We start from the raw sequence: 25,289 nt of genomic DNA, 5'->3' as shown, positions 1-25,289 counted from the left end.
AACAGCCCCTGTGTGGACAGTTCCCATACCTCTTATCCTTCATAAAAACAAACTTGGTCTTTTCCGCGCTTTTTCGCCTCATAAAGTGCCTTATCTGACTTTTGGTAAAGCACAGGAAATGTAGTTCCGTCATCAGGTGCCACAGCGATCCCTATACTGACCGACAGGCTGCATCCCTTGAACTCCTTCGGCAGGCTGCTCTGGAAATTTTCCATAAGCTGCTCTGCCTTTCTGGAAATTTTCTGCCGTTCATTTACATTCCTCATAAACACCACAAACTCATCGCCGCCCATACGTCCCGTAAAGTCATCTCCCCGGAAGGTGTTCTTCATACAGGCTGCAAATAACTGCAGAACCCGGTCCCCCTGGGGATGGCCGCAGGTATCATTCACATTCTTGAAATTATCCAGATCTAAGATCAGAAAAGCCCCTGCATTGCCGCTCTCCTCAATGACCAAATCCATCTCCTGCTCCAGTGCTCTCTTGTTCTTTAAACCGGTCAGGGAATCTCTGGATGCACTTTTCACAGCCTCTGAAAGCTGTTGTTTCTGGCGGCTGATATCTATAAAGGCGCACTGGACAACCAGATGACCTTCCTGTCTCTGCACATCAAAATTCCCGTAAGCCCATTTGCTCTGCTTTTTTCCGCATCGGATCAAAAACTCCCTGGACACCAGCCCCTCTTTGAGATTCTGAAACCACTCACGGTCTCCGCTCTCCAGGACCGGCCAAAGGAAGCTTCCGTATTTCTCCTGATACTCGTCCGAAGAACATTCCATGAACTGGTAAAAACCGTCATTGGAATCCAGGATCGGCAGATTCTCATCCAGGCGAAAACGGACAATGGCACTGGGCACAGTCCGGTAAATAGAACGGATATTCTCATATGCCTGCTTTATTTTTTTATGGGTCATACGGCGGCTGTTCAGCATGACAAAAACCATCAGACCCAGCACCAGCAGAACGGAAACACAGTACAGTGCCGTGCCGTCGATCACATCCCTTGTCTTGGCGTCCACCACATTACAGGGGATCACCAGAAGCAGATACCAGTCATTGATCCCCACAGCCGTATACTCTAATATATATTCCTCACCCTTTTTTTGGTAACGAATATATCCATTGTCTTTCTTTTTCATATGCTCTGCCAAATCCTGCAGATTCTGCCTGGTGAATTCTTTACTGACCACTTTTTCCAGGTCTTCCAGCACATTCTCTTTGGCGTCCCCCTGCTCTGAACGCACTAATATTTCTCCGGAGGAATCCGTTATATAGTTGTACCCTTCTCCATTGAAATATTGGATGGACATTAAATATTCCAGCTGGTCCATGGTATACTGTCCCAGCACGATCCCTTTGATTTCCCCTTCCCGGTATATGGGTACGCTGATGATCATCATTCTCCTGCTGCTGTCGGTTCCAACTAGGCTCTCCACGGAGCTTTCCCCCTGCATCGCCTTTTTGAAATAATCCCTGTCCTTCACATTCCTTTGCTGCTCCATGCCGTTGTAATACATATTGCCGTCCAAATCCACAACAGCAAGCTTTGTAAAACGGGTTATATTGGATTTCTGCTCCAGGATATCCAAAACCCGCTCTGAATGGACCGATGTTTTCTGTCCCCCAATAGAATCCGCGATTCCCTCCAGATACAGATAATCATTGTTTATCCGCTCATTGATCAGCTTTATACTCTGCTGCGCAAGCTCCTGCGCATAGGCATTTGTTTCATTTTCCAGAATGTCATAAATATAAGCAGCATAGAAGAAAGATGCCCCTATGATAAACCCAATGGCCAGGGTGAGGATTCCGACTGTGATCCACCTCTTTTTTTTCTGCATATCATTCCTTCTTCCTGAACGCCGACTCCGTGTCTCTTCTATATATTATATAGGAGCGCGGATGCCCCGTCAATTTGAATTAAAGAAACTCCTTTACAGTTTCCCTTGCAGTCTATTATAATGAAACTATAACAAAAGAGGAGGAAGATTATGGAAAAAGCAAAAACCGTTTTCAAAGGCATTGGTATCCTTTTACTGGTTCTCATTGGTATTTTACTGCTTCTTGTGGTTTACCTTACCGTTAGGGAATACCGTCCAAAGGCAGAGGAAACCGTGGAGGGGAATTACAAAGACGGTGAACTGCTCTCACTGGGCCGTCCTTTTTCTGTCATGAGCTACAATACCGGTTATGCATCCCTGAGTAAAGATGAGGATTTTTTCATGGACGGCGGGAGCAAGGTCAAACCCGGCTCCAAATCCCTGGTGGAAGACAACCTGGACGGTATCACAAAAATCCTTCAGGATAATCCCTCTGACGCGTATTTCTTACAGGAGGTTGACATCAATTCCACCCGCTCCTACGGCATAGATCAACGCAGCATCTACAGCGAAGCTCTGAACAAAAACAGCTTCTTCGCCTATAATTTCAAATGTGATTTTGTACCCTACCCGATTCCTCCTATCGGGCATGTGGAAAGCGGCCTGGTCACTCTGACGGACAACTATGTTACAGATGCTGTCAGACTTTCCCTGCCGGAGTCCTTCTCCTGGCCGGTAAAGACCTGTAATCTGAAACGCTGTCTTCTGGTTACCAGATTTCCTCTGAAGGATTCCTCCAAAGAACTGGTGCTCATCAATTTCCATCTGGAGGCATATGACAGCGGGGAGGGTAAAATAGCTCAGAGCAAAATGCTTGCAGATGTGCTGGCCAGGGAATATGAAAAAGGAAATTATGTCATTGCAGGGGGAGATTTCAACCAGACCTTTGAGGGCGTAGACAAATATCCTGTCACCCATAAGGAAGACTGGGTTCCCGGTGTGATCGGGGAAAGTGACATCCCCGAACATTTTTCCTTTGCCATAGATGATTCCTTCCCCACCTGCCGTCTGCTGAACGCCCCTTATACCGGGTCATACGATACCTCTCAGGTGTATGTCATCGACGGCTTCCTTGTATCCGACAACCTGGCGGTGAGAAATGTAAATGTCATTGACGTGGGGTTTGAATACACAGACCACCAGCCGGTGCGTCTGGAAGTTGCTTTCAAGTAAGCATACTGATTTCAAGGATTTCCGCATAGAGTGTCTATAGAGGATATTCTGTGAAAAGGAGTCTTTACATGAAGGAGATCAGCCATATTCATTTGAAAAACCAGGGAAATTTTATTGTGCGTCCCGGCTTTGTCTATGTGGACTGCCGGGGCTGCCGGATTTATGAGAAGGGGCACACCATGCTCCCACCCGGAGCTTCCGCCACCATCAGTCTGAAGGATCACGGAATCTCGGAAGGTTCCTGTATCACTTTTTATGCGGAAGTCCCTCAGGGACCAGACCGGGAGGCTCATCAGATTTTTATTTACTCGGAATCCTGCCGGAATACTGCCCGCTATGTCATCAGCGGCACAGCCGCGGACAGTACACTGGGCTTTATCTCCGATGTATGCTAACTTTATACAGACAGAAATGCAAAGGTCAGGTATCGTCTGGTACCTGACCTTTGCATTTCCTATCCCATTTCCCTGCAGCTCAGACAGGATCACGCACAACCTTTATTGCATCCATCTGTTTAAAACATCCAGCAGCCGCTTAAGTTCAATGGGCTTGGCAATATGATCATTCATACCTTTATCCCTGGCTCTTGCCACGTCAGCGGTAAAAGCGTCCGCTGTCAGCGCTATAATGGGTACAGTCCCCGCATCACAGCGGTTCAGGGAACGTATGGCAGAAGTAGCGTCATAACCATTCATGACCGGCATCTGGATATCCATCAAAATGGCATCATATTCACCCACTGCGGATGCTTCAAACACTTCCCGGGCACGCTGTCCGTTCTCCACTGCGTCTACAGCGAAATTCTGCATCTGGAGCAGCTCCACCGCGATCTCACGGTTCATGTCATTGTCCTCTGCCAACAGGATCTTTTTGCAGTCTGTCTGCGTATGTATATTCTCATCCTTTGATTCTGCCGCCTCACCCAGATCTGAAGATATAAATATATGGAGTACCTGCAGCATTTTGGACTTAAACAGTGGTTTTGTGATAAACGCATCTGCTCCTGCCTGCAGAAATTCCTCCTCGATTTCCGAATAGTCATAAGCGGAAACAATGATAATGGGCACATCGCTGCCCAGTTCTCTGCGGATGGCTCTCACTGTCTCCAGACCATCCATCTCCGGCATCTTCCAATCCAGCACAACGGCAAAAAAATCATCCTTCTCTTCATGGGCTTCTACGATCCGCCGGACAGCTTCCTTACCGGATAATACCCAATATCCCCGCATTCCCAATTCATTGAGCAGTGCCGCTGCACTTTCACAGGTTATTTTATCATCATCCACGATCAGTACCGGCAGACCGGCAAGTTCCTCACTGTATTCCTCTTTTTCCAGACAGAGTTCAAGGGGAACGGAAACGGTAAATTTACTGCCCTTCCCCAGCTCGCTCTGCACATGGATGGAACCGTTCATCATTCTGACAATATTCTCCGTAATGGTCATACCCAGGCCTGTGCCCTGCAGTTTACTGATGCGGGAATCCTCTGCCCTGGTGAATGGTTCAAATATCCGGGGGATGAAATCATCGGCTATCCCTATCCCATTGTCGATACAGATAAATTCATACTGGCTTTTCCCCGGAGACGGTGCGTGCAGTTCATTGATGCGCAGTATGACCTTTCCTTTTTCAGGGGTATACTTGATCGCATTGGACAAAAGGTTCATGAGGATCTGCTGCAGCCGATCGCCGTCAGCAATGATATTCTCATGCCGTACCTGGCCGATACTGATCTGAAATTCCTGCTGTTTTTCTGTCACCAGAGGGCGGCACATGTCCGTTATATTCTGGACCAGCTCCGGCAGATTGACCTTTTCCGGCGTCAGATCGATTTTCCCGCTTTCAATCTTTGACATATCAAGGACTTCATTGATCAGACTGAGCAGATGACGGCTTGATGTGCCGATCTTGTTGAGACAATCCCGTATCTTTTCCGGAGAATTTATATTGGCCTGGGCAATTACCGCCATTCCCATAATAGCGTTCATGGGTGTCCGGATATCATGTGACATGGAAGAAAGGAAGTTTGTCTTCGCCTGATTGGCTATCCTGGCAGCCTGGCAGGCTTCTTCCAGGGCGATGCGCTGTCTCTGCTGTTCCTCCCGGTCATTGGTCATATCAATCCCCACACTGTAAAAAGAAGGGATACCATCCCAGCTCTCCTCAGCACTCACATAGCTGAACGTCATGGTGAGGATTTTAATCCTGCCGCTGCGTGTGATAATGCGGGCCTCGGTGCTTGTATCTCCGCCATTTTCTCTGGAATTCTCCATGACCTTTACCGCCCGCTCCAGATCATCCGGGTGCACATAATCACAGCGGGAATGCAGTTCTGCTTCAAACTGCGATTTGGTATAACCGATCATCTGCAGAAAACCGCCTCCATACCATAGAACCGTCCGCATATCCCTGGCATCCACCCTGGCAAACCCACCGGGGATGGTCCGGATGATGGCTTCTTTTTCCCTGTCCTTTTTTGCCATGTTGTATTCCATACTGTGATTATCGTGGGACAACTCCAGGCGTGCCCTGTGGCCCTCCCAGTACACAATACGGTTCTTGATCAGAAATGTGCGGTCCAGCACAGGATTATAATATTCCCATTCATAGAATTCATCTTCTGTCAAAAGGTGATTGGTACAGAAAGGACAAGGGCTGGTCCTGCCCTGTATTACCTCATAGCATTTGCGGCCTGCCACCTGCTCAAACGGCCTGCCCAGGGTTTCACAGGAAGACGAATTCAAATACAGAAGTTCATATGTCTCCAGATCGGCCAGATAGACATTTCCCACATATTCATCCATCATCCATTTAAAATAATCTGATCTTCTATCCGAATTGCAGGTTCCCTCTCTCAAGCCTGACAGCCTGCTGCACTCACCGGATGGCATGCTCCCCTCAGCTCTGTTCACTGCAGGGTCTGTATTTCTTTGACATTCCATGTCTTTCTCCTTCAACCGATTAATCCTCTTATCCCTCAAAACACCTGTATCAAAACAAGTCTTCCTCGTTTGTTCACATACATATTTATGTATTATATCATAAATAGCAGAAATAGCCAATAATAAGAAAATGGTTCACAAGAATAACAAGGCGGAGAATATCCAATCTTCAAATATTCTCCGCTGTTTTTTCAAAATATCAAGTTTCCGTCCCTATATCTGTCCGTAGACGATCAAATTTATCTTGCTTCTATTTTTATAAACATCATAAAGAAGCGAAGCAGTACATAGCCGATGATCATGGTCGTGATAAAAGTCTGGAAACCTGCAAGCTGGATCACTGCATTTCCCAGTGCTTCTTGTCCTCCTTCTGTGAGGAAAGCCCCCATTTTTGCGGACGCCACGATCCCGATGGCCATGGGGAAGGTCATGCCTGCATACCCCGGAGCAAAGGGGAAGGAAAAAAACTTAGGCAGTTTTATAAGAATAAACACCAGGGACGCCAGCACACAGAGGTACAAAAATGTCACCAGAACCTGACTCGGTTTTTCCAGAACATTCAGAACACTCACCACACAGAGGCTGCAGGGTGCCAGCAGGACAGCCATGGTGTGGTAGACCGCCGGCTTAACTTCCACTTTCATAAGTCTCCATATCATGAACGGGACTAGGATCACATAGATAGCGATCCCATAATATGTCACCACCGTCAGGATCCCCTTGGCATTCATGGCTCCCCCCGTCACACAGCTCACCATGATACCGTTATATGTAACAAACCAACTGGGCACAAAGGTGCTGATCTCGCGTTTCATGATCATGTTGCGGACTGTGAACACAAGCAAATGCACCGTATGGATGGCCAGGCCCGCTCCCCAGATGAATTTTCCCGCTGTGAATCCCAGTTCAAAGAAGTAACTGCCCAGGATCATCGTCACCATGGAAAACCCTGCATAAAGACTACAGGGCACTACTGCCTTATACTCTTCCAGACAGGTTTTGGGAAAACGGATCATTTTTACTATATAGCAGATCAGGATCACCATGGCTGTCCACATCATAACATGCCTCAGCCAGCTATAGCCAAACCCTGCATATACATTGCTCAGAGTCAGTGCTCCCACAAATGTGGGCAGTATGGGCACAGGTAATTTTTCCAATCTATTCATCTTTTGTGTCCTCCTGATAATAATATTCAAAATTGTCGCTCACATGGAAAAAGTCGGAGTAATCTATCTCAAATATGGGTTTCTTCACCTTTGACACGTCAATCCTCCTGGCAATTAACTGCTGGAGAACACCACTGTAGGATAGATCCCCCTGGATGACCGCACCCAGGATCCGTCCGTTTTTATGGATGATCTTTTTGTACCCCTCTCTTCCCTCCTGTGTCTCCACAAGCTCTGTCTCATCTTTAGGCTCTGCCTGTCCCAGGGACATGGTGGGGATACCAAAGAAATTCATGGTGGACTTACTGGCAAAGAAATCTGTCATCTTCCGTTTCACCCCAGCCATATTGCTGCCGGCGATAATGCCCTCCTTGACAGCCACGGGCCAGATGGGTGCCCTGCCGGATACATCCCCGGCCCCGTAGATTCCCGGCACGTTAGTCTCTCCGGATTCATTAAAGAGAAGACCGAAGCGGTCGGTCTCCACCCGGCATCCTTCCAGAAATTCCACATTTGCGCGCACACCTGCCGTCACAATGAGGAAATCACAGGGAATCTTGCTGCCGTCTGAGAGAAGGAGTTCTTTTACATTTCCATCCCGGCCGGTAAAAAGTTCCTGTACGCCCACACCATAATACTGCTTTACTCCTTTTTCATCCATAGCTGCCTCATAGACAGAAGCTGCCTTTTTGTCAAGCTGTTTACACAGCAGATGGTCCGCCAGCTCCACGACCACTGGCTTTACCTTGTTATCCAGCAGTCCGGAAACCGTATCCAGGCCCACAAGCCCTGCCCCCATGACAACCACATGGCTGGCCTTTGGCAGTGCCGCCTTGATCCTGTCAATATCGCACAGGTTCCTGAAACCAACCACATTCCCGGCCTCCCTCATTCCTTTTACGGGAGGGATGAAAGTATGGGAACCGGTTGCTATGAGAAGCCTGTCGAAGGAAACACGCTCCCCATCCTCTAAAAGAACGGCGTGCTCCCGGCAGTTTACAGATACAGCCTCTCTGCCTTTCAAAAACTTTATTCTGTATTTTTCCGTAAAATCCGGTTCCGTAAAATCAAGCTGCTGTATATTCCTTATATTTCCCAGATAATGATGCAGGATGCATCTGGAATAAATGGTTTCATCCCTGGAGATCATGAGGATCTCCCCGTCCCTGTCCACCCTGCGGATCTCTTTTGCCGCATTGACGCCTGCTGCGGAGGAACCCAGAATCACATATCTCATACCCTACACCTCCTCAAATGTTATGGCCTGCATGGGACATTTCTCCACACACATGGGGGCGCCTTTATGGTCGCGGCTCCTGTGCACACACATATTACACTTCATAATTTCCTTATGCTCATGGCTGTCACTTTTCAAGATACCAAAGGGGCACGACATGATGCACATATAACAGCTGGCACACCGTTCCTTGTGGTATTCCACATAGCCCGTCTCAGGGTTCTTGCTCATAGCTCCTGTCATACAGGTATAAACACACTCCGGTCTCTCACAGTGCCGGCAGAATATGGGGGCCGGTTTTGTCTCACTGTCGATCACCACACGGTTTCTGGCATCCCCGCTGTCTGTCTCATGGCTGACCACACAGGCGGTAACGCAGGTCAGGCAGCCGATACATTTGCTGCGGTCTATTTTTATCCGATACATTTTGGTTCCCCCTTATCTTTTTTCAATGCGGACAGCCGCTGATTTGTAGGATGGTTCTTTGGAATAAGAGTCATAGATGGATGGGGTGAGCTTGTTGCACTCCATATAATGGATGGGCGCGTACAACTCGTCCTCCCTGACATTTTCCGTTATCTTTACAGCAAACTCTGCGTTCCGGCCGTTGGCGGAACAGACACGGATCTTCTCGTTTTCTATTATACCGTGATGTTTTGCTGTGTTTGGGTGCATGTAGAGATATGCTTTTTTCAGGGAGACATCCTCCACGAATTTCACCTCTTTTGTCCTGCTCTGTGTATGCCACTGCCCAACAGAACCGCGCCCGGTGTTAAACACAAAGGGAAACTCTTTGGTTACAGGCATGGGATTTTCCATAGGCTTCTCAAAAATAAACTGTGCCTTTTGGGAGGGAGTAAAAAATTTACCGTCCTCGTAAAGCCTTCTCTGGTCTTCCTGCAGTTTATCGCCTTCCCGGAACGGCCACTGGATGCCATGGGAATTTTCCAGGCCCTCCCAAGTCACCCCTGTAATATCACAGGGCATCCCTCTGGAACATTCCTTCATCAGGGCAAAGCAGTCCTTTGGTGTCTCCCAGCCGTGAAGCAGATCCCCCATCCCCAGGGCTTTTCCCACTCCTAAAATGGCCTCGTAGTCTGATATCTCATTTTCCTGTCTCGGAAGTACCTGCCGCATAGCTGAAAGTCTGCGTTCCAGGTTGATATAGGTGCCTTCCTTTTTCATACCTGATACCACAGGGAAAAATACGGTGGCCCCCTCTGCGCTCTCAATGGTGTCATAGATATCCTGCACCACGTATAGCTCCAGTTTTTTCACAGCCTCCGCAAAGGTTTCATTGTTGGTCCAGCTATGTCTTGGATTGGTGCAGAGGATCCACAGACCCTTGATCTCCCCTGCATTGATCCCCTCAATGATCTGGTTATAGGTCTTGGTGGGTTTCTCCGCCAGCACACTTTCCTCCACGCCCAGAGCTTCTGCCACCCTTGCCCTTCTGGTGGGATTGGTGAAATCGCCCCCTGCATAGAGTACGGCAGTATTACTGTAGGCCCGGGAGCCCATGGCATTGCACTGGCCTGTGATGGAGTTTGCTCCTGTTCCGGGGCGCCCCATATTGCCTGTCATTAACGCCAGATTGATCACAGCCTGGGCGGTGCGGACAGCTTCATACCCCTGGTTCACACCCATGGTCCACCAAAAAGAGACACGTTTGCCGGTGTGGATCAGCTCCGCCAGCTCCAGGATCTGTCCCTCCGACAGGCCTGTCGCCTCTGCTGCCCGGTTCAGTGTATAGTCTTTCACAAACGCCTTGAATTCCTGGAACTTTTCTGTGTGCTCCTCTATGTATGTTTTATCAATATAGCCTTTCTCGATCAGCAGATTGGCTATGGCATAATAGAGGTACAGATCGCTTTTATGCTTCAGGCTATACCAGTAATCCGCATTTCTGGCACTCTCAGACTTTCTGGGGTCTATGACGATCAGTTTCTTATTGTGATTGTCTTTGATCTTCCCCCACATAATCGGATGTGTCACCACCGGATTGGCTCCTATAAGGATAATGGTGTCAGACAGCTCCAGATCCTTTAAGGTATACCCCGGGGCATCAAAACCGTAGCTCTGTTTATGTGCCACTACCGCGGTTGCCATACAAAGGCGGGTGTTTCCGTCCACATTTGTCTTCAGATAATTGCGCATCACATGGCCGAACAGTGCAAACTCTTCCATGGTGAGCTGTCCCGTACTGATGCCCGCCACACTCTCTGTCCCGTATTTTTCCTGAAGCTCTGCAAGCTTGTCAGCCACATACTGAAAGCCCTTTTCCCAGGATACTTCCCGCATGGTCCCGTCTGCCTGCCTGATCTTAGGAAGAGGGGACGGTTTTTTAACGGTAAGCTGCTTGTCCAGGGATAGACCTTTGATACAGCAGAATCCGTCATTGACCGGATACCCTTTTGTGGGCACAACTTTCATGATCCTGCCGTCCTCCACGTAAAAATCCAGATTACAGTCTATGGCACAGTAATTGCAGGTGGATTGTATTTTCTTCATGACTTCCTCCTATTTTCCTTATTTCAATCCTGTTCGGTAATTTCACAGAGTACGACTACTTCTTATATAGATGCATGGATCGACCTCATGTCAGTGTGGGATACCGATTCCTCTCCGCCCGCCGCTGCCGTTACCCTTGTTCTTGGTGATGCTCTCTCTCCACCTGCAGAGGCGGGAGAATGTCTTCCATGCTTTCTTCTATATAAAAAGGATAACGCCATACACGCAAAAAAACCGTGACATAAATCACGGTTTTAGACAATGTTCCTAACTGCTTATTCTTTAAAGTACCGGTTTAAAGCATCCGGGTTTGGTATCACAAAAGTATTCTTATCATAGCGGACAAGCCCATGTTCCACCAGGACTTTAAGCTGGCGGGAAGCTGTCTCCCTTTTGGTTCCCAGCATATCCGCAATCTGGGTCACGGTGAGTTTCAGGCAGATACGGACACCGCCCTCCTCCTTTTTCCCGTAATCACGTGCCAGCTTCCACAGCTTGGCTGCCATTTTCTTTTCCCCTCTTGTGGCATTGGTGGTATTCTTTAGCTGACGGTACAGTCTCCGGACTTTATGGGACTGAGAGGAAAAAAGGAAACGCATGAGTCTCCCATCTGTTTCCATCAAAGACAAAAGCTGCTTTCTGGGGATTGCCAGAATCTCCGCGGCCTCCATGATCTCACAGCTCACAGGTTCCGGCAAATCCTGAAGTATCTCCTCATTCAGGATACTGCCTTTTCCCAGGACGAAGATCACCTTCTTTTCTCCCATGGCATTCATCTTATATAAGGCAGCCGTCCCGCTGACCACGGCATAAACCGTGACGATCTCCTCCCTCTCCCGGTACAGGTGCTGGCCTTTTTTCATCTGTAGCAGCACACTGTACCGGGACAGATGTTCCAGACTGGACTGCCGGATCTCCTCTGCACCGAAGATCATCTTAAGTGAACCTTCTATATCCGTCACCCTCACGCTCCTATCTTACGTCTTTTTATCTCCAACCGCGTCCATGACTGCTGCCAGCCGTTTTGCTGACGCGCGGCATGATTTTTCCTAAGGCTCATTATAACGTAACAGATGACGAATATCTACCTATATTTATATAAGATACTTAATTTCTGTTAAGAATCGTTACCGTTCACAGTCCAATGTCCCGGGAGGTATTTTCCCAAAGGGATACTGCGCGATGCGCAGCAAAATCCCGAGTTGGCCAGTATACTATGAACCGTAACTAAGAGTCGGATACATGTATAGCGTTCAAATCTATATATTGGTTATAAAAATATCCGATCCCCACAAGCAGCATCAGCAAGACTACCAGGAACAAGATAAAATAATACTGATGCTCACTGTGCATGACACTTATCTTATAATTCATAAACCAAGTCTTTACGGATTCACTGCTGCCCAGGATCAGGATGGCCGCCTGTATGGCCGGAAACACCAAAATCTCCGTATTCTCTCCCAGCATAAAATATGCGGGAACAGTAAGTATGAGTGTCAGGGCAAAGAGGATCCAGGCCCTTTTATTATTTTGAAATATCATATTGCATTCTCCTTCCACTGTCCTTTCCCGCATCTTAAGACGGTTTTCGCAGAATGTCAATAGGCTGCTCACAATATCCGTTTTTTTCTGCCTGAGGTACATCCCCTTATGCCCACCTGTTCGGACCCGGCTCAGTCCGCGCGCAGGGAACGCCTTCTTCGCTCCAGCTCCACATCCATATTTCCCCGCTCCTTATCCAGTCTGTAGAAGCACATCACAACGCCGATGACTACACAGAGCACCATGGGGATCCAGATAAAGCTGGCCTCAATGTATGCAAGTGCCTTAGGCGTCTGGGCCGCGTTTGCCACATAGCCGCCCTTTTTCAAGAGCAGACCGATGATGGCGCTTGCAAGGCCCATACTGGCCTTTACAAAAAAGCCCTGAAAAGCGGCAATGAGACCTGAAACACTTTTGTTTTTCCTGTACTCAGAATAGTCAATGACATCCGGCTGAATGGCAAAAGTGGTTCCAAATATGCCGTATATGCCCAGTCCTGTCACCGCCAGGCCGATGATCAGGCATGCTGCGGAAGATTTTCCAAAATAGATCACAAAATCCCCGATGATATAAATAAGTACACTCAGAAACATTACATTCCGCTTCGACATTTTCTTCTCCAGATAAGGCAATACGAGAAGCATGGGAAGTCCTGAAAGGATTCCGAAAAGTCCCACAAAAGTCAGCCATTGGGTCTTCTGGAGATTGTAAGTAAAATAATAGATAACTGTGGTATTCCGCACCACATAGATGGCAAAATAGAGAAAGTTAACTGCAAAAAAGATCACACTCTGGCCTGTCAGTCCTTTTAAATCCTGTGCCAGGGAGGACTTCTCCCGTTTTACCGAAGGAGGCACCACTTCCTCTGTGTTTAAAAATGTCACTACAAAAATAAGCATGGCTGCGATTCCGTAGATGGTCATGGTCACCAGGTAGCCTTTCCTGGCATTTCCTTTTCCGAAAAACTCCACAAGGGGAGAGGTGATGGTCATGACAATGGCGGTTCCGATCATAGCACAGATCATGCGGGAGGAAACCAGACAGTTTCTCTCATGCAGATCTGAGGTCAGCCGGGGAACAATGGTATTAAGTGGAATGTTCACCACTGTATAAGCTGTACAGAGCAGACAGTATGTAACATAAGCCCAAACGATCTTTCCTGTCATATGCAGATCCGGCACAAAAAACGTCATGACGGTAAATATGGCAAAGGGAACTGCGCCGATCAGGAAATAAGGCCTGCCCTGTCCCCATTTTGTGTTGGTCCTGTCCACCAGGATCCCCATGCCTGTATCCGTCAGTGCGTCGATAAACTTTGTTACCAGCATCAGCGTCCCCGCCACTGCCGCTGAGATTCCAAATACGTCTGTATAAAATATCATCAGATAAGACGCCATGGTACTGAATACCAGATTGCATCCCAGGTCCCCCACCCCGTATCCGATCCGTTTCTTCCATTTTGCTGCTCCTTCGTTTTTTGCCGCACGTGAAGGGTTCTGCAAATTTGCTGTCTGCTCCATTCTTCTTCCTCCCTAATCTCTTTCTTTTTCATACTTTCCTATTGGTATTCCCAATTACGGTCCACAGCCGCCGTCCGGGGCGGTGTTTCCCATGGCAGTCCCTACTCTGCCAGTTTTGTGAGCTTTTTCATATCCTCTTTCAGGTTCTGATAGATTGAGTGGTACAGCTTAAAATATTCGTTATATTTCTCATGGTTCTTTGCATCCGGCAGGATCATCTCATCCAGCACCTGCCATTTTTTCACTTTCTCATAGGACAGGATTCCGGTTCCGATCCCTGCCAGGATCACATCCCCCATGTTTGCCTCCACATCCTGTTTCGGACAGACCACCGGATACCCGGTCACATCAGCAAAAATATGTCTCCACACCTGGGATTTTGTTACGCCCCCGGCAAGAAGGATATACTCCCCAAGGTTCTCATTGGTAGCTTCCATAGCGTCTCTCAGGGAATAGGCAACTGCCTCCAGAAATGCACGGTACACATGACCTTTCGTGTGTGTCAGGGAAAGCCCCACAATGGTTCCTTTTGCATCAGAGTCCCAGACCGGGCTTCTCTCCCCCATAAAATAAGGAAGCACAACCAGTCCCTCACTTCCCGCAGGGATTTTCTCTGCCTGCCTGTTCAGGAAATCGTAGGCATTGCCCCTTCCCTCTGCTTCCGCACGCATTTCTTCCTCCGCAAAAGTATTTCGGAACCATTTGACAATGGCACCTGCCGTGGCTCCTCCCGCAAAATAATAGGAGAGGTTTTTCGCGTCATACAGATACGGCCATACGATCAGCCCGTTCCCTTTTACGGGCTGATCGGAAATCAGGGCCGCACACATGGATGTTCCGATCGCCGCTGCATAAATCCCTGACTCCAGCACACCCAGGCCAATATTGGCAGCGCCGCAGTCAATGCCCCCTGCAATGACCGGCATCCCCTCCATAAGCCCCAGGTCCTGTGCTGCCTCTTTTGTCAGGCCCCCTACAATATCCGTGGATTCCACAATGTTTTGGGGCATTTTCTCCATGGGGATCCCCATGGCCTCCATCATTTCCTCTGACCAGGTTCTGGTCCGCATGTCGAAAATACCGCCGATATTTCCGGCTGAGGAGTAGTCAATGGCAATTTGTCCGGTGAGATGGTAGATCACATAATCATTGGGCGGCAGGAAAAGCTCTGTCTTCTCCCAGTTTTCCGGTTCATGGTTCTTGATCCACAGCATTTTTGTGTACCCATAGTATGGGTCCGCACCGTTTTGTGTGATCTCTAACAGTTTCTCCTCCCCGATGTGCGAGAGAACCCAATCACTTTCCTCCTGGGCTCTCCGGTCCATCCATATGAGGCAGGGGCGCACCGGCTTCATATCCTTGTCCAGGGGAATCCCGGAACCTCCGTAGAGGCCGCTGACAGCAAGGCCGCTTATGTCCTCTTTTGCCACACCGGATTTTTTAACCGTTTCCCGTATAGAAGCAAACGCTGCGTCAAGCCAAACCTTTGGCCACTGCTCCGCCCATAGGGGACGTGGTGTCAGTACGTCGTACTCCACCAGATGCTTTGCGATCAGTTTCCCCTCTGTATCCATTAAAATAGTCTTTGTACCGGATGTGCCGATATCTGTGCCTAATAAATATTTCATCCTGTTCTCCTTTGGCAGACATTTATAGTAAAGGCATAACGATTCCGTAGGTCCGCGCACTGACTGCGCTGACCGTAAAAAGTGTTCAGCAGCCGGCCCCATAGCCAAAGGCAAAGCCGCTGAACAACTGCAGATTTTTTAGAAGCAGGTAAAAGCGCCGTCCACAATGAAGTCAGAACCTGTGGTAAAGCTGCTGGTATCTCCCGCCAGATACACGGCTATGGACTGCAGTTCTTCGGGGCGTCCCATACGTCCCATAGGCGCCATGGCATTCCACTGTTCGATCAATGGTTTCAGGCTTGGGGAATTGAGTGTCAGCTCTGTTCCCATGTATCCCGGGCTGATACAGTTCACCCTCACACCGCGTTTTGCAAACTCAATGGCCATGGATTTTGTGAGCTGGATCACACCTGCCTTTGACGCGTTGTAGGAACACTGGGGCTGAGGTACATTTACAATGTGTGCTGACATGGACGCTGTGTTGATGATAGAGCCGTGTCCCTGTTTCAGCATCTGTTTTGCGGCTGCCTGTGCCGTTAAAAATACGCCGCTTAAATTAATATCAATGACTTTTTTCCACTGTTCATAGGTCATCTCCTCACAGGGGATATTCATGCAGATGCCCGCATTACAGAATGCGGCGTCCAGCTTGCCGAATGTGCCCACGATCTCTTCCATCATGGCATTGACTTCTTCGGGCTTTGTCACATCCGTCCGGATGGCAATGGTCTTCACACCGTTCTCCTCCCCAATGGCTTTTGCGGTCTTTTTCGCTTCCTCAATGTCCACATCCACGATCGCCACATCACTGCCTGCTTCCGCAAGCGCGATCGCGATCTGTTTGCCGATGCCTCGGGCACCTCCTGTTACAAAAGATACTTTTCCATCCAGTCTCATTTTCTCGATAATACCCATGGTCTCTCTCCTTTTCTTGGTGATATTTGTTTTGTGATTTAATTTTGTAAAATCATTTTGTAAAATATATTTATATAATAATCCCCGGACGCCAATTCGTCAATATGTATAACTATCCAAATATTGGGTTGCATTTTTATGAATTTCTACCAACGGTGTTTGCTGGGTGTTTGTGTTATACTCTATTGTGTAAAGTTTTTTTATAAATATCCTTTATAAATCTAAGGCTGCTGGGTATCTCCCGCTGCCTGCCGGAAAGGAATGAAAAGAATATGGGAAATATTACATTGACTGATATAAAGAAAAACAACTACTCTTTAATTTACAATCTTCTGTACGAGCAGGAAAAGCTCTCCAAGCAGGAAATTGCAAACCAGCTTCACTTGAGCCTGCCAACCGTCACACAGAATCTGGTTGCACTGGAGGAGGCCGGACTGATCGAAAAGGGAGGACAGTTTGAATCGCAGGTGGGAAGAAGGGCTGTTGCCTACACCGTCTGCCCTCAGGCAGGAATTGGGATCGGGGTGGAAATATTAAAGAAGCAGGTAAGGATCCTGGCCGTTGACCTAAAAGGCCAAATCTGCGGCTGTGTGGAACATAAGCTTCTCTATAGAAATGACGATGCCTATTATAAGGAGACGGCAAACTTTGTCAGCACCTTTATCCGGGACAGCGGATTTGAAGAAGGACAGGTTCTCGGAATCGGATTTGCTGTGCAGGGCCTGACAACGGCTGACGGGCAGGAGATCATCTTTGGCAAAACACTGGGATATACAGGGCTTAAGATCACGGCTCTTTCCGGACATCTGAAATATCCTTGTATGTTTCTCCATGACGCCAAATGCGCTGCTGCCACAGAGCTGTGGAACCGCAGGGATTTGACGGACGCCATCTATCTCTCGATCGGAAAGCATCTGGGTGGTGCCGTGATCATCGGGGGACAGACTGTGATGGGAAAACAGAACCATGGCGGTGCCGTGGAACATATGACCCTGATCCCGGGAGGACGGCCCTGTTACTGTGGAAAATCAGGCTGTATGGAGACATACTGTTCTGTCAATGCGCTTATACATGAGGAGGAGACATTGGAGGAGTTCTTCACCGGACTTAGAGATGGGGAGGCGGAGAAAAAGAGACGTTTTGATGAATATCTGGATCATCTTTCCACAGCGGTGAATAACCTGCATATGGTGATGGACTGCGATGTGATTCTGGGAGGACATATGGCGCCTTATCTGACAAGGGCGGATATGGATGTCCTGCATGAAAAAGTATGGGAAAGATCTGCCTTTCCGGATGAGGAGGATTTTATCTTTTTGTCGGAAACTGCAAGGGATTCTGTGCCTGTTGGGGCGTCGTTGGAATTTGTGAGGGGATTTTTGGACGGTATTTAATGTAATTGCTAAGAAGCGGAGGCAGGCAGTATAACTTTGCTGCTGCCCCTGCTCCTCAACAGATCTTCGGTGCTCTCTATGGAATGGAAGGACCTTAAAAGGTAAATATTTTATTTTTTTCTATGAGCGGCAAGGTATTGAAGGTTAGTCATCCTCTCCTGGAAGGCTTGTGATAATGCGCAGCATCTTTGCTCGTCCAGGTATGGAGATTGTATAAAAATATTGTATAGCTCCTGGTGGAGATTCTTTAACTTTTCAAAGGGAATCCAGGTAAAATCTGTGATCAAGCTTAATTGCTTTGTTTCGTTAGTGCAGAAGGGTTTCGTATCAACTTCTGCAAGGGGCTGGATACGGCTGGTGAGAATGTTATGCCAGAGGCTGGTGCCGCTGTCAAAAATGGGTGCCGGCCCCATCCATTCTAACGTCTCTACATTTCGTACGGCACCAAAGTTACCGAAATGCCTGTCTGTGTTCGCCATCAGATAATCAAATACCAGCATCTGATCGAGAAATTTATGGATTCCGGGTATCCCAAGGCTGTCACATGCCCGCAGGAAATGTTCATAAGCAGAATATTGGCTTCTCTTTTTTAGTGACTTGTTAATACTGACTGCACTTACAAGTTCTGTACTGGTTGTAATAAAATTTTCGCATATGCTGTATGGTATTTGTTCTTCCCATAGAAGGCCATATGAAACATGGTTATCTATCCCCATACATTCTAATAGTTTTGTGGCGAATACTTCGTTCAGCGGCTCCTGCATATAGGGCGCACTTCCCCCTTTTATCAGGCATCTTTTACCGTTGATAATTTTCCACTTTTTCCTTAACCAGCCGTCAGAAGTGTTGCAGGGAGACATAAGGTCTGCCTCTTTTCCCAGCGGCTGTCCAAACAATGCATTTCCTACATCCTCAGAAAAAGAATTCTCAAAAAAGTTTACCTTTCTCCATGACAATTCCATATCTGCCGGCTTCATCCAATACTGATCTGACAAACTCAGGCCAAAGCATTTCATAAGAAGCTGCTTTGTGTCAAACATTTCCAAATGCTCCAGTGCTTCCAGGATACCCAGACGGCTGGCTGGTATGGAACGCCCCTGCCACCATTCGTTTAAATCTCTGCGATTGGGCAGACCCGCTCTTTTCTCTATTCCCACTGGAAGGTAATTCAAATCATATACTTTTAAAACTTTAGTAATGGCAGATGAATCATGGTCAATCTGCAAATCTATAATAGGAGTATTTTTATTCATAAGTGTGCATTGCACCTATATTTCCTCCTCTCCGGCTGATGCCATAAAATATAGCCATTATTATATCACGGTAAGTGGGTTATTGTCACTGCCGCTTTCGTATAAAATCCCAATTTCCTATTTTTCTGCACGCCCCTATAGCTTTTCCTCACCTGCTGCCGGACAAATTGCACGGCTGGTGCCGCTGTCCTCAATGGCATATGCAATCCTCTTTATTTCCGTCTCAGCTGAAATAAGATTCCAGACTCTCCTGCAGCCGTTTCCATGATCTCACCTTTCTCTCCGTCACCCTGTCCTCCGGCAGTATCTCACTGCAGAGGATCGGAGAATCCACCCTATATTTCTTCCTTCCCCCAGCCACGGCAGCACCGCTTTGGTTGGCATAGCAGTAGAGGCATCCATGGGGACAGGTGTCATAGGCGCCAATATCAATACTCTCCATGCAGCCGCACTCACTTCTCTGGTTCTTGTCCTTTCCAGCTTCCAGGCCGCAGCCGCACAGGCGCTGGATCAGTTCTTTGTCCATACAGCTCCCGTGGGCGATCCCGTATTTCTGAAGGTCCGCCTTTTCCGCGCAGGTCACGATCTCCATGCCGTGGCTTTTGGCAGTCCGGGCCAACTTCCCGGCCAGCACGCACAGACTTTCCTCCTCAAAGGGGTCACAGCCCAATCTTTCCAGGTTCTTTCGTATCTTAGGGTAGAAATCCAGAAAACTGATGACCACCCGCTTTGTATATCCTTCCAATGCATCCGCAATCTGTGTAAATGCCTGCAGATGGTAATCAGCCGTATACCGTTCGCTGAAAAAGATAGGATCATACCGCCATATGACCCGCTCTGCTCCCAGACTGCCGGCAAGTGACCGGAATGCGGGAATCAAAACCCGTTTCTTATCCGGCAGCCCTGGCTCCACATCTCTTCCGTATCCGGTCAGTGTAAACTGAAAGTAATACATGTATCCTTTCAGTAAAGAAAGCCGTTCCAGCATGGGCGCAGGATTCTTTGTCCAGAATACAATGCAGTCCACCACCTCCGGGGCCAGGGAAATACGGCTGACCTGGTGGCGGGAAACAGGATTGCGCACACAGGCATATCCCGCTTCTATGCGCTCAAAAAACCAGTCCGAATAATATGCCGGCACATCTGTTCTCCGGCTCACACTCAGGATCAATCACGTCACCTCTTTTCCGAAAATATGTTCGTTTTTTTGATTATACACCATTCTGTCCTCCGGCACAACCGTGACACAAATTTCAAGGAAAATCCCCCAAAATTCGTCTTGTCCCGCCCCTCTTGATTGTCTATACTTAAAGACAGGAAAAGTACTGAACAGAAAGGTACCAAACAGTGATAGGAAAAGTTTTATAACAGGAGGAAAATCCATGAACAGAGAATACCATGTAGCAGTCACAGGCTGTGATCACGCGGAGGGAACAAAAGAGGCTCCCTTCAGAACCATATCAAAGGCAGCAAAGACCGCCGAAACAGGGGATAAGATCATTGTGCATGAGGGTGAATACCGGGAATGGGTAAAGCCGGAACACAGCGGCTACAGCAATATCAGCCGCATTGTATATGAAGCCGCCCAAGGGGAAAAGGTGGTGATCAAAGGCTCCGAGCGAATTCAGAACTGGGAAAATATAGAGGGAACTGTCTGGAAAGCCGTTGTTCCAAATACACTTTTCGGGGACTATAATCCATACAAAGAACCGCTGTGGGGTGACTGGTTCATCTATCCGGATGACAATTCTGTCCATGCAGGTGACGTATACTTAAACGGCAAATCTTTCTATGAAGCAAAATCCCTGGATGAGGTAAAAAATCCCCAGATCCGCACAGAGGGATACAATCCGCCGTGGACAAAACATCCGGAACCGATCAAGGATAAAGCATGGACAATTCATCAGTGGTACGCTGAGACTGACCATGAAAACACATATATCTACGCCAACTTCCAGGGCGCTGACCCGAACAAAGAACTGGCTGAGATCAATGTGCGCAAGTGCTGTTTCTACCCTGAGAAAACAGGCATGAATTATATTACGGTGCGGGGTTTTGAGATGGCTCAGGCCGCCTGCCCGTGGACACCGCCCACAGCTGACCAGCCGGGCCTTCTGGGTGCCAACTGGAGCAAGGGTTGGATCATGGAAAATAACATCATCCATGATGCCAAATGCAGCGGCATCAGCATTGGAAAAGAGGCATCCACAGGAAATAACCACTGTACCAGAAGGCATAGAAAACCAGGTTACCAGTACCAGATGGAAGCTGTGTTCCGCGCTCTGAAGATCGGCTGGAGCAAAGAGAAGATCGGTTCTCACATTATCCGGAACAATGTGATTTATGACTGCGGACAAAATGGTATTGTAGGTCATATGGGCTGCGTATTCAGCCAGATTTATAACAACCATATTTACAATATCGCTGTCAAACATGAGTATTTCGGCTACGAGATCGCAGGCATCAAGCTCCATGCAGCTATTGACGTGCAGATCCACAACAATAACATTCATGACTGCACCCTTGGTACCTGGCTTGACTGGCAGGCACAGGGCACTCGTGTCAGCAAAAACCTGTTCTACAACAATGACCGTGACCTGATGGTTGAAGTGACTCACGGACCTTATATGGTGGACAACAACATCTTTGCCTCCGCCTATAACTTTGACAACATTGCCCAGGGCGGCGCTTACGTTCATAACCTGTGCTGCGGAACCATGAGAAGAGAGGATGTTCTGAACCGCTCTACCCCATATCATTTCCCGCACAGCACTGAGGTGGCAGGCACTACCCCTGTATATGGAGGGGATGACCGTCTGTACAACAATATCTTTGTAGGCAGTGCGGATGCCTATACGGAGCAGTCCTTATGCGGAACCGAAGGCTACAACGGCTCCACCACCACCCTGGAGGAATATATGGAAACCGTTGCCTCCATGGGTAATGAGGACTTGGAAATGTTTGAACAGGTAAAACAGCCGGCCTACATCAATCACAATGCCTATCTGAAAAATGCGCCGGCATTTGATAAGGAAAAAGATAACTTTATAAGCCAGGCTGACCCGCAGGTAAAGATCTCCGTTGAGGGAGAAGAAACCTACCTGGAGATCCAGCTTGAAAAAGACATGCTGGATATACCTTCTGAGATCATCTGCACAGAAAAACTGGGTATGGTCCGCATTCCGGAAGCTCCCTTTGACGGCCCTGACGGTGAATCCATTGTTCTGGACACTGACTACAACGGTACCAAACGCTGTGAGACACCCGCAGCCGGACCTTTGGAAGGCCTGAAAGAAGGATACAACAAAATAAAGATCTGGGGATAACCCATTACAACGAAAACGGGACGCCGAAGATCCAGGCGTCCCGTTCCATTATTTATCCAAATACCTTTTTTCATATTCATCCACGGAGATTGGCTTACTGAACAGAAATCCCTGTGCCAGTTCCACACCGCAGGCACGTAGGACTTCAAGCTGTTCCTCTGTCTCGATCCCCTCTGCCACGATCTGGATTCCCATCTGTTTCCCCATCTCCACAATGGAGCCTATGATAGCCCGGGCTTTGGAATTTTTCACCACATCATCCACCATACTCTTATCCAGTTTTAAAACATCGAACTCCACTGCCGACAAAAGAGCCAGATTCGCGTACTCTGTGCCAAAGTCATCAATGGTCACAATAAATCCCGCCTCCCTGATCTTTTCGATCAAAGTACCAATATCAATATCATTGACGCTTCTGACGGTCTCTGTTATTTCTATCTCAAGATACTTGGGTGAGATTTTGTATTGTTCGCATATGCCCAAAAGACGTTCTATGAAATGCGGCTGGGCCAGGGAATATCTTGAAAAGTTCACGGATACAGGAAATCCCTTTTTCCCCTCCATGCTCCATTCTTTTATCTTGGAGCAGATGAATTCAAACACAAAGAAGTCAATTTGGCTGACTGTCTGGGATTCCTCCAAAAGAGGGAGAAAATTGCCCGGAAGAACCAGGGAACCATCTCTGGACTGGTATCGGATCAGGGCCTCTGCGCCCACTGCCATTCTGTCCGAAGATGAAATCTTTGGCTGCAGATAAACCACAAACTGGTTCCTGCTGATCTCTTCCCTGAGGATTTCAGGGTCCGTCAGATAAAGCAGCTCGTCGCTGTGGTGGCGGTACCTTTTGGAAACCGGGTTATTCCTGTAAAATTCCTTCTTGTCCTCATACATCCTGGCATCCGCATTTGCCACAGCCTGACTTACGTCCACCAGCTTCTCTGTCCACTGGGAACCAATGGCTGCCCTGCACAATTCATCTCTTTTGAATGATGCCCGCAGAGCATTTACCTTTCCACGGAAATGCTCTTTTGATACACCGGGGCAGACGATCACAAACTCGTCGCCTCCCACCCGGTAAAAACTGCCTTCCTGAAAAACCTTTTTCATGCGCTCCGCGCATTCAATAAGCACTTTATCCCCGAAAGCATGGCCGAACTGGTCATTAATATCCTTCAGCCCGTTGACATCCAGGTATACTATACCCACGCTCCCCTCTCTTCCGGCCAGCTTCTGCATATCTTCCATGTAGCGGTTTCTGTTGTAAAAGGATGTGAGGGTATCAAAATAACTGAGATGGGACAACTGCTGCTCATCCTCTGCTCTGCGATAGGCAAGCAGGATAAAGTAGCAAAGTGTCTGAAGGATCGAACTGATATTCAATAGACGTTCCTCCGGAAGATTATCCACACCAAGACATCCCACCACCACCCCTTCCTTCTCCAGAGGGGATATGGCTATATTGCGGATATTCCGTTCCCGGATGATGTCCTCACTTCCCGGAAACATTTCCCTGAATTCCTCCGCACTTTTTATGACTATGCAGCCTTCCTTACGCAGTATCCCGCGCCACTGTTCCAATTGCTCCCTGCCCAGGTTCTGCAGGACCTCCTGCCTGGATCCCACATTTTCGGCACACCATTCATAGTCGTTATTGAAAAATCCTCCGGTCAGATTGAACATATACGTCCTCTCTGCATTTAAAAACACACCGCTCTCCCGCAGGACATCGTTTACCGCGTCCCCTATATCTTTTTCACAGTACAGGGTTCTGATGCATTCCATCACCATCTGCTCTGAGCTGAGGGCATACCGCAGCTTTTCTTTTTCATACTCTGCTTCCGTAGTATCAAAAGCCAGTTCCAGGCGCGCCTGTTTTCCATCCCACTCGATCAGACGGTCTTTGAGCAGGTAATGCCGGCCTGTGATGGGATTGGTGGTTTCCCAGGTATAATTCTCTCCGCTTTTCAGATATTTGGTGGTGCAGAACGGACAGGGGGTATCTCTTCCCTGTAGTACCTGATAGCAGAGTTTCCCCTCCACATCATCTATCCGAAAACTGCGTTTTCCCGCTTCATTTATGAATAACAATTCATATGTATCAACATCAGAAACATACAGGAGTTCAGAGATCTCATTCATGGGCGCCTGGATATCCTCTGTCATTCTGGAAAGTTTACGGCTCTTTTCCAGATTGGCATTCTCCATCAGTGCAACTGCCTTACGCCTTTTCTCCTGCTGCTTCATATAAAATGCCAGAAAGATCGCCGCAGCCGTACATATAAGGGTCAGCGCAGCAAAACAAATCTGTGCCATTCGCACATAACCTTCCGCATACTGCTCTGCAACCCCTACACTCTGATCAGCCAGCTCAAAATATTCTTCGCTCAAACGGTACAGCGTACTACTGTCCGCCCCCTGTCTCACCTTCAGGATCTCCAGTTTTATCTCTTCCCAGCGTTCCTGCATGAGGGCCATCATTTCCTGATATTTTGCGTCATTGAGCCTGACCAGATGATTTTCCCCTTTTCCCGTGCGCAGCTCTTCTATGATGCCGTCCAGCTTATCTATCAGGGCATCATCCCGGCGTCCTTCCAATTCCTCTTTCACCAGCCTTTGGGTCGCTCCTCGCACCACCCCGGTATAGTTGATGACCCTTGCATTTCCCTGGAGGCTCCTCATAGAATATAAGGACAGAAGCCCGGATAATACCAGAGCGACCAGCAGAAAAATGGTTCTCATCTTCTTTTGCATATGCACTTGCCCTCAAACCTTTCTCACAGACGGCCATGCCGCTTTTAG

The 25,289-nt window shown here is 48.1% G+C and carries 18 protein-coding genes; 4 read left to right on the top strand and 14 right to left on the bottom strand.

What is annotated here, in order from left to right:
* Positions 1-32: 32 nt before the first annotated feature.
* The gene (locus C6P39_RS16265; protein ID WP_104804482.1) at positions 33-1,841 is read right to left on the bottom strand and encodes a sensor domain-containing diguanylate cyclase; all 1,809 of its coding nucleotides are present in this window, start codon (positions 1,839-1,841) and stop codon (positions 33-35) included.
* Between the two features lie 150 nt (positions 1,842-1,991).
* On the opposite strand from C6P39_RS16265, the gene C6P39_RS16260 reads away from it, so the two are divergent.
* Positions 1,992-3,053 (top strand): endonuclease/exonuclease/phosphatase family protein, encoded by a 1,062-nt coding sequence (locus C6P39_RS16260; RefSeq protein ID WP_095171593.1) that lies wholly within the window; start codon positions 1,992-1,994, stop codon positions 3,051-3,053.
* A gap of 68 nt (positions 3,054-3,121) precedes the next feature.
* A complete protein-coding gene (locus tag C6P39_RS16255; protein WP_104804481.1) occupies positions 3,122-3,448 on the top strand; it encodes a hypothetical protein in 327 nt (108 codons plus the stop codon).
* A 102-nt stretch (positions 3,449-3,550) separates the two neighbouring features.
* Here C6P39_RS16255 and C6P39_RS16250 read toward each other — a convergent pair whose 3' ends face one another.
* The 10 genes from C6P39_RS16250 to C6P39_RS16205 form a co-directional block, all read right to left on the bottom strand.
* Positions 3,551-5,995 carry a response regulator gene (locus C6P39_RS16250; protein ID WP_104805957.1) on the bottom strand — a complete coding sequence of 815 codons (2,445 nt, stop codon included), beginning with the start codon at positions 5,993-5,995 and terminating at the stop codon, positions 3,551-3,553.
* Positions 5,996-6,234: 239 nt separating this feature from the next.
* Positions 6,235-7,164: a TDT family transporter gene (locus tag C6P39_RS16245; protein WP_104804480.1), complete on the bottom strand. Its 930-nt coding sequence runs from the start codon at positions 7,162-7,164 to the stop codon at positions 6,235-6,237.
* Entirely contained in the window at positions 7,157-8,401 is a 1,245-nt protein-coding gene (locus C6P39_RS16240; RefSeq protein ID WP_104804479.1) for an NAD(P)/FAD-dependent oxidoreductase, read from the bottom strand. The genes C6P39_RS16245 and C6P39_RS16240 overlap by 8 nt, the downstream gene beginning before the upstream one ends.
* Before the next feature lie 3 nt (positions 8,402-8,404).
* The gene (locus C6P39_RS16235) at positions 8,405-8,827 is read right to left on the bottom strand and encodes a 4Fe-4S dicluster domain-containing protein (protein WP_095171605.1); all 423 of its coding nucleotides are present in this window, start codon (positions 8,825-8,827) and stop codon (positions 8,405-8,407) included.
* A gap of 12 nt (positions 8,828-8,839) precedes the next feature.
* Positions 8,840-10,912 carry a molybdopterin oxidoreductase family protein gene (locus tag C6P39_RS16230; RefSeq protein WP_104804478.1) on the bottom strand — a complete coding sequence of 691 codons (2,073 nt, stop codon included), beginning with the start codon at positions 10,910-10,912 and terminating at the stop codon, positions 8,840-8,842.
* Positions 10,913-11,187: 275 nt separating this feature from the next.
* Positions 11,188-11,874, bottom strand: coding sequence for a Crp/Fnr family transcriptional regulator (locus C6P39_RS16225; protein WP_095171609.1), 687 nt, complete (start codon positions 11,872-11,874; stop codon positions 11,188-11,190).
* 265 nt (positions 11,875-12,139) lie between these two features.
* Entirely contained in the window at positions 12,140-12,454 is a 315-nt protein-coding gene (locus C6P39_RS16220) for a hypothetical protein (RefSeq protein ID WP_147737689.1), read from the bottom strand.
* A 131-nt stretch (positions 12,455-12,585) separates the two neighbouring features.
* The gene (locus C6P39_RS16215) at positions 12,586-13,974 is read right to left on the bottom strand and encodes an MFS transporter (protein ID WP_104804477.1); all 1,389 of its coding nucleotides are present in this window, start codon (positions 13,972-13,974) and stop codon (positions 12,586-12,588) included.
* A gap of 101 nt (positions 13,975-14,075) precedes the next feature.
* Positions 14,076-15,602 (bottom strand): FGGY-family carbohydrate kinase, encoded by a 1,527-nt coding sequence (locus tag C6P39_RS16210; RefSeq protein ID WP_095171615.1) that lies wholly within the window; start codon positions 15,600-15,602, stop codon positions 14,076-14,078.
* A 138-nt stretch (positions 15,603-15,740) separates the two neighbouring features.
* Positions 15,741-16,517, bottom strand: coding sequence for an SDR family oxidoreductase (locus tag C6P39_RS16205; protein ID WP_104804476.1), 777 nt, complete (start codon positions 16,515-16,517; stop codon positions 15,741-15,743).
* Between the two features lie 272 nt (positions 16,518-16,789).
* Between C6P39_RS16205 and C6P39_RS16200 the strand changes: the two genes are divergently transcribed.
* Positions 16,790-17,911: an ROK family transcriptional regulator gene (locus C6P39_RS16200; RefSeq protein ID WP_104804475.1), complete on the top strand. Its 1,122-nt coding sequence runs from the start codon at positions 16,790-16,792 to the stop codon at positions 17,909-17,911.
* Between the two features lie 110 nt (positions 17,912-18,021).
* Here the strand turns inward: C6P39_RS16200 and C6P39_RS16195 are convergent, their stop codons facing one another.
* Positions 18,022-19,164 carry a HipA domain-containing protein gene (locus tag C6P39_RS16195; protein WP_242987060.1) on the bottom strand — a complete coding sequence of 381 codons (1,143 nt, stop codon included), beginning with the start codon at positions 19,162-19,164 and terminating at the stop codon, positions 18,022-18,024.
* Between the two features lie 223 nt (positions 19,165-19,387).
* Positions 19,388-20,335, bottom strand: a complete 948-nt coding sequence (locus C6P39_RS16190; RefSeq protein ID WP_104804473.1) for a DUF1848 domain-containing protein — start codon at positions 20,333-20,335, stop codon at positions 19,388-19,390.
* Positions 20,336-20,546: 211 nt separating this feature from the next.
* On the opposite strand from C6P39_RS16190, the gene C6P39_RS16180 reads away from it, so the two are divergent.
* The gene (locus tag C6P39_RS16180; protein ID WP_104804472.1) at positions 20,547-22,490 is read left to right on the top strand and encodes a right-handed parallel beta-helix repeat-containing protein; all 1,944 of its coding nucleotides are present in this window, start codon (positions 20,547-20,549) and stop codon (positions 22,488-22,490) included.
* 48 nt (positions 22,491-22,538) lie between these two features.
* Here the strand turns inward: C6P39_RS16180 and C6P39_RS16175 are convergent, their stop codons facing one another.
* Positions 22,539-25,241 (bottom strand): EAL domain-containing protein, encoded by a 2,703-nt coding sequence (locus tag C6P39_RS16175; RefSeq protein ID WP_104804471.1) that lies wholly within the window; start codon positions 25,239-25,241, stop codon positions 22,539-22,541.
* Between the last annotated feature and the right edge of the window lie 48 nt (positions 25,242-25,289).

It is taken from the genome of Blautia marasmi (genome assembly GCF_900258535.1).
Lineage (GTDB): Bacteria > Bacillota > Clostridia > Lachnospirales > Lachnospiraceae > Blautia > Blautia hominis.
This window is presented reverse-complemented; position numbering and strand designations above follow the sequence as displayed.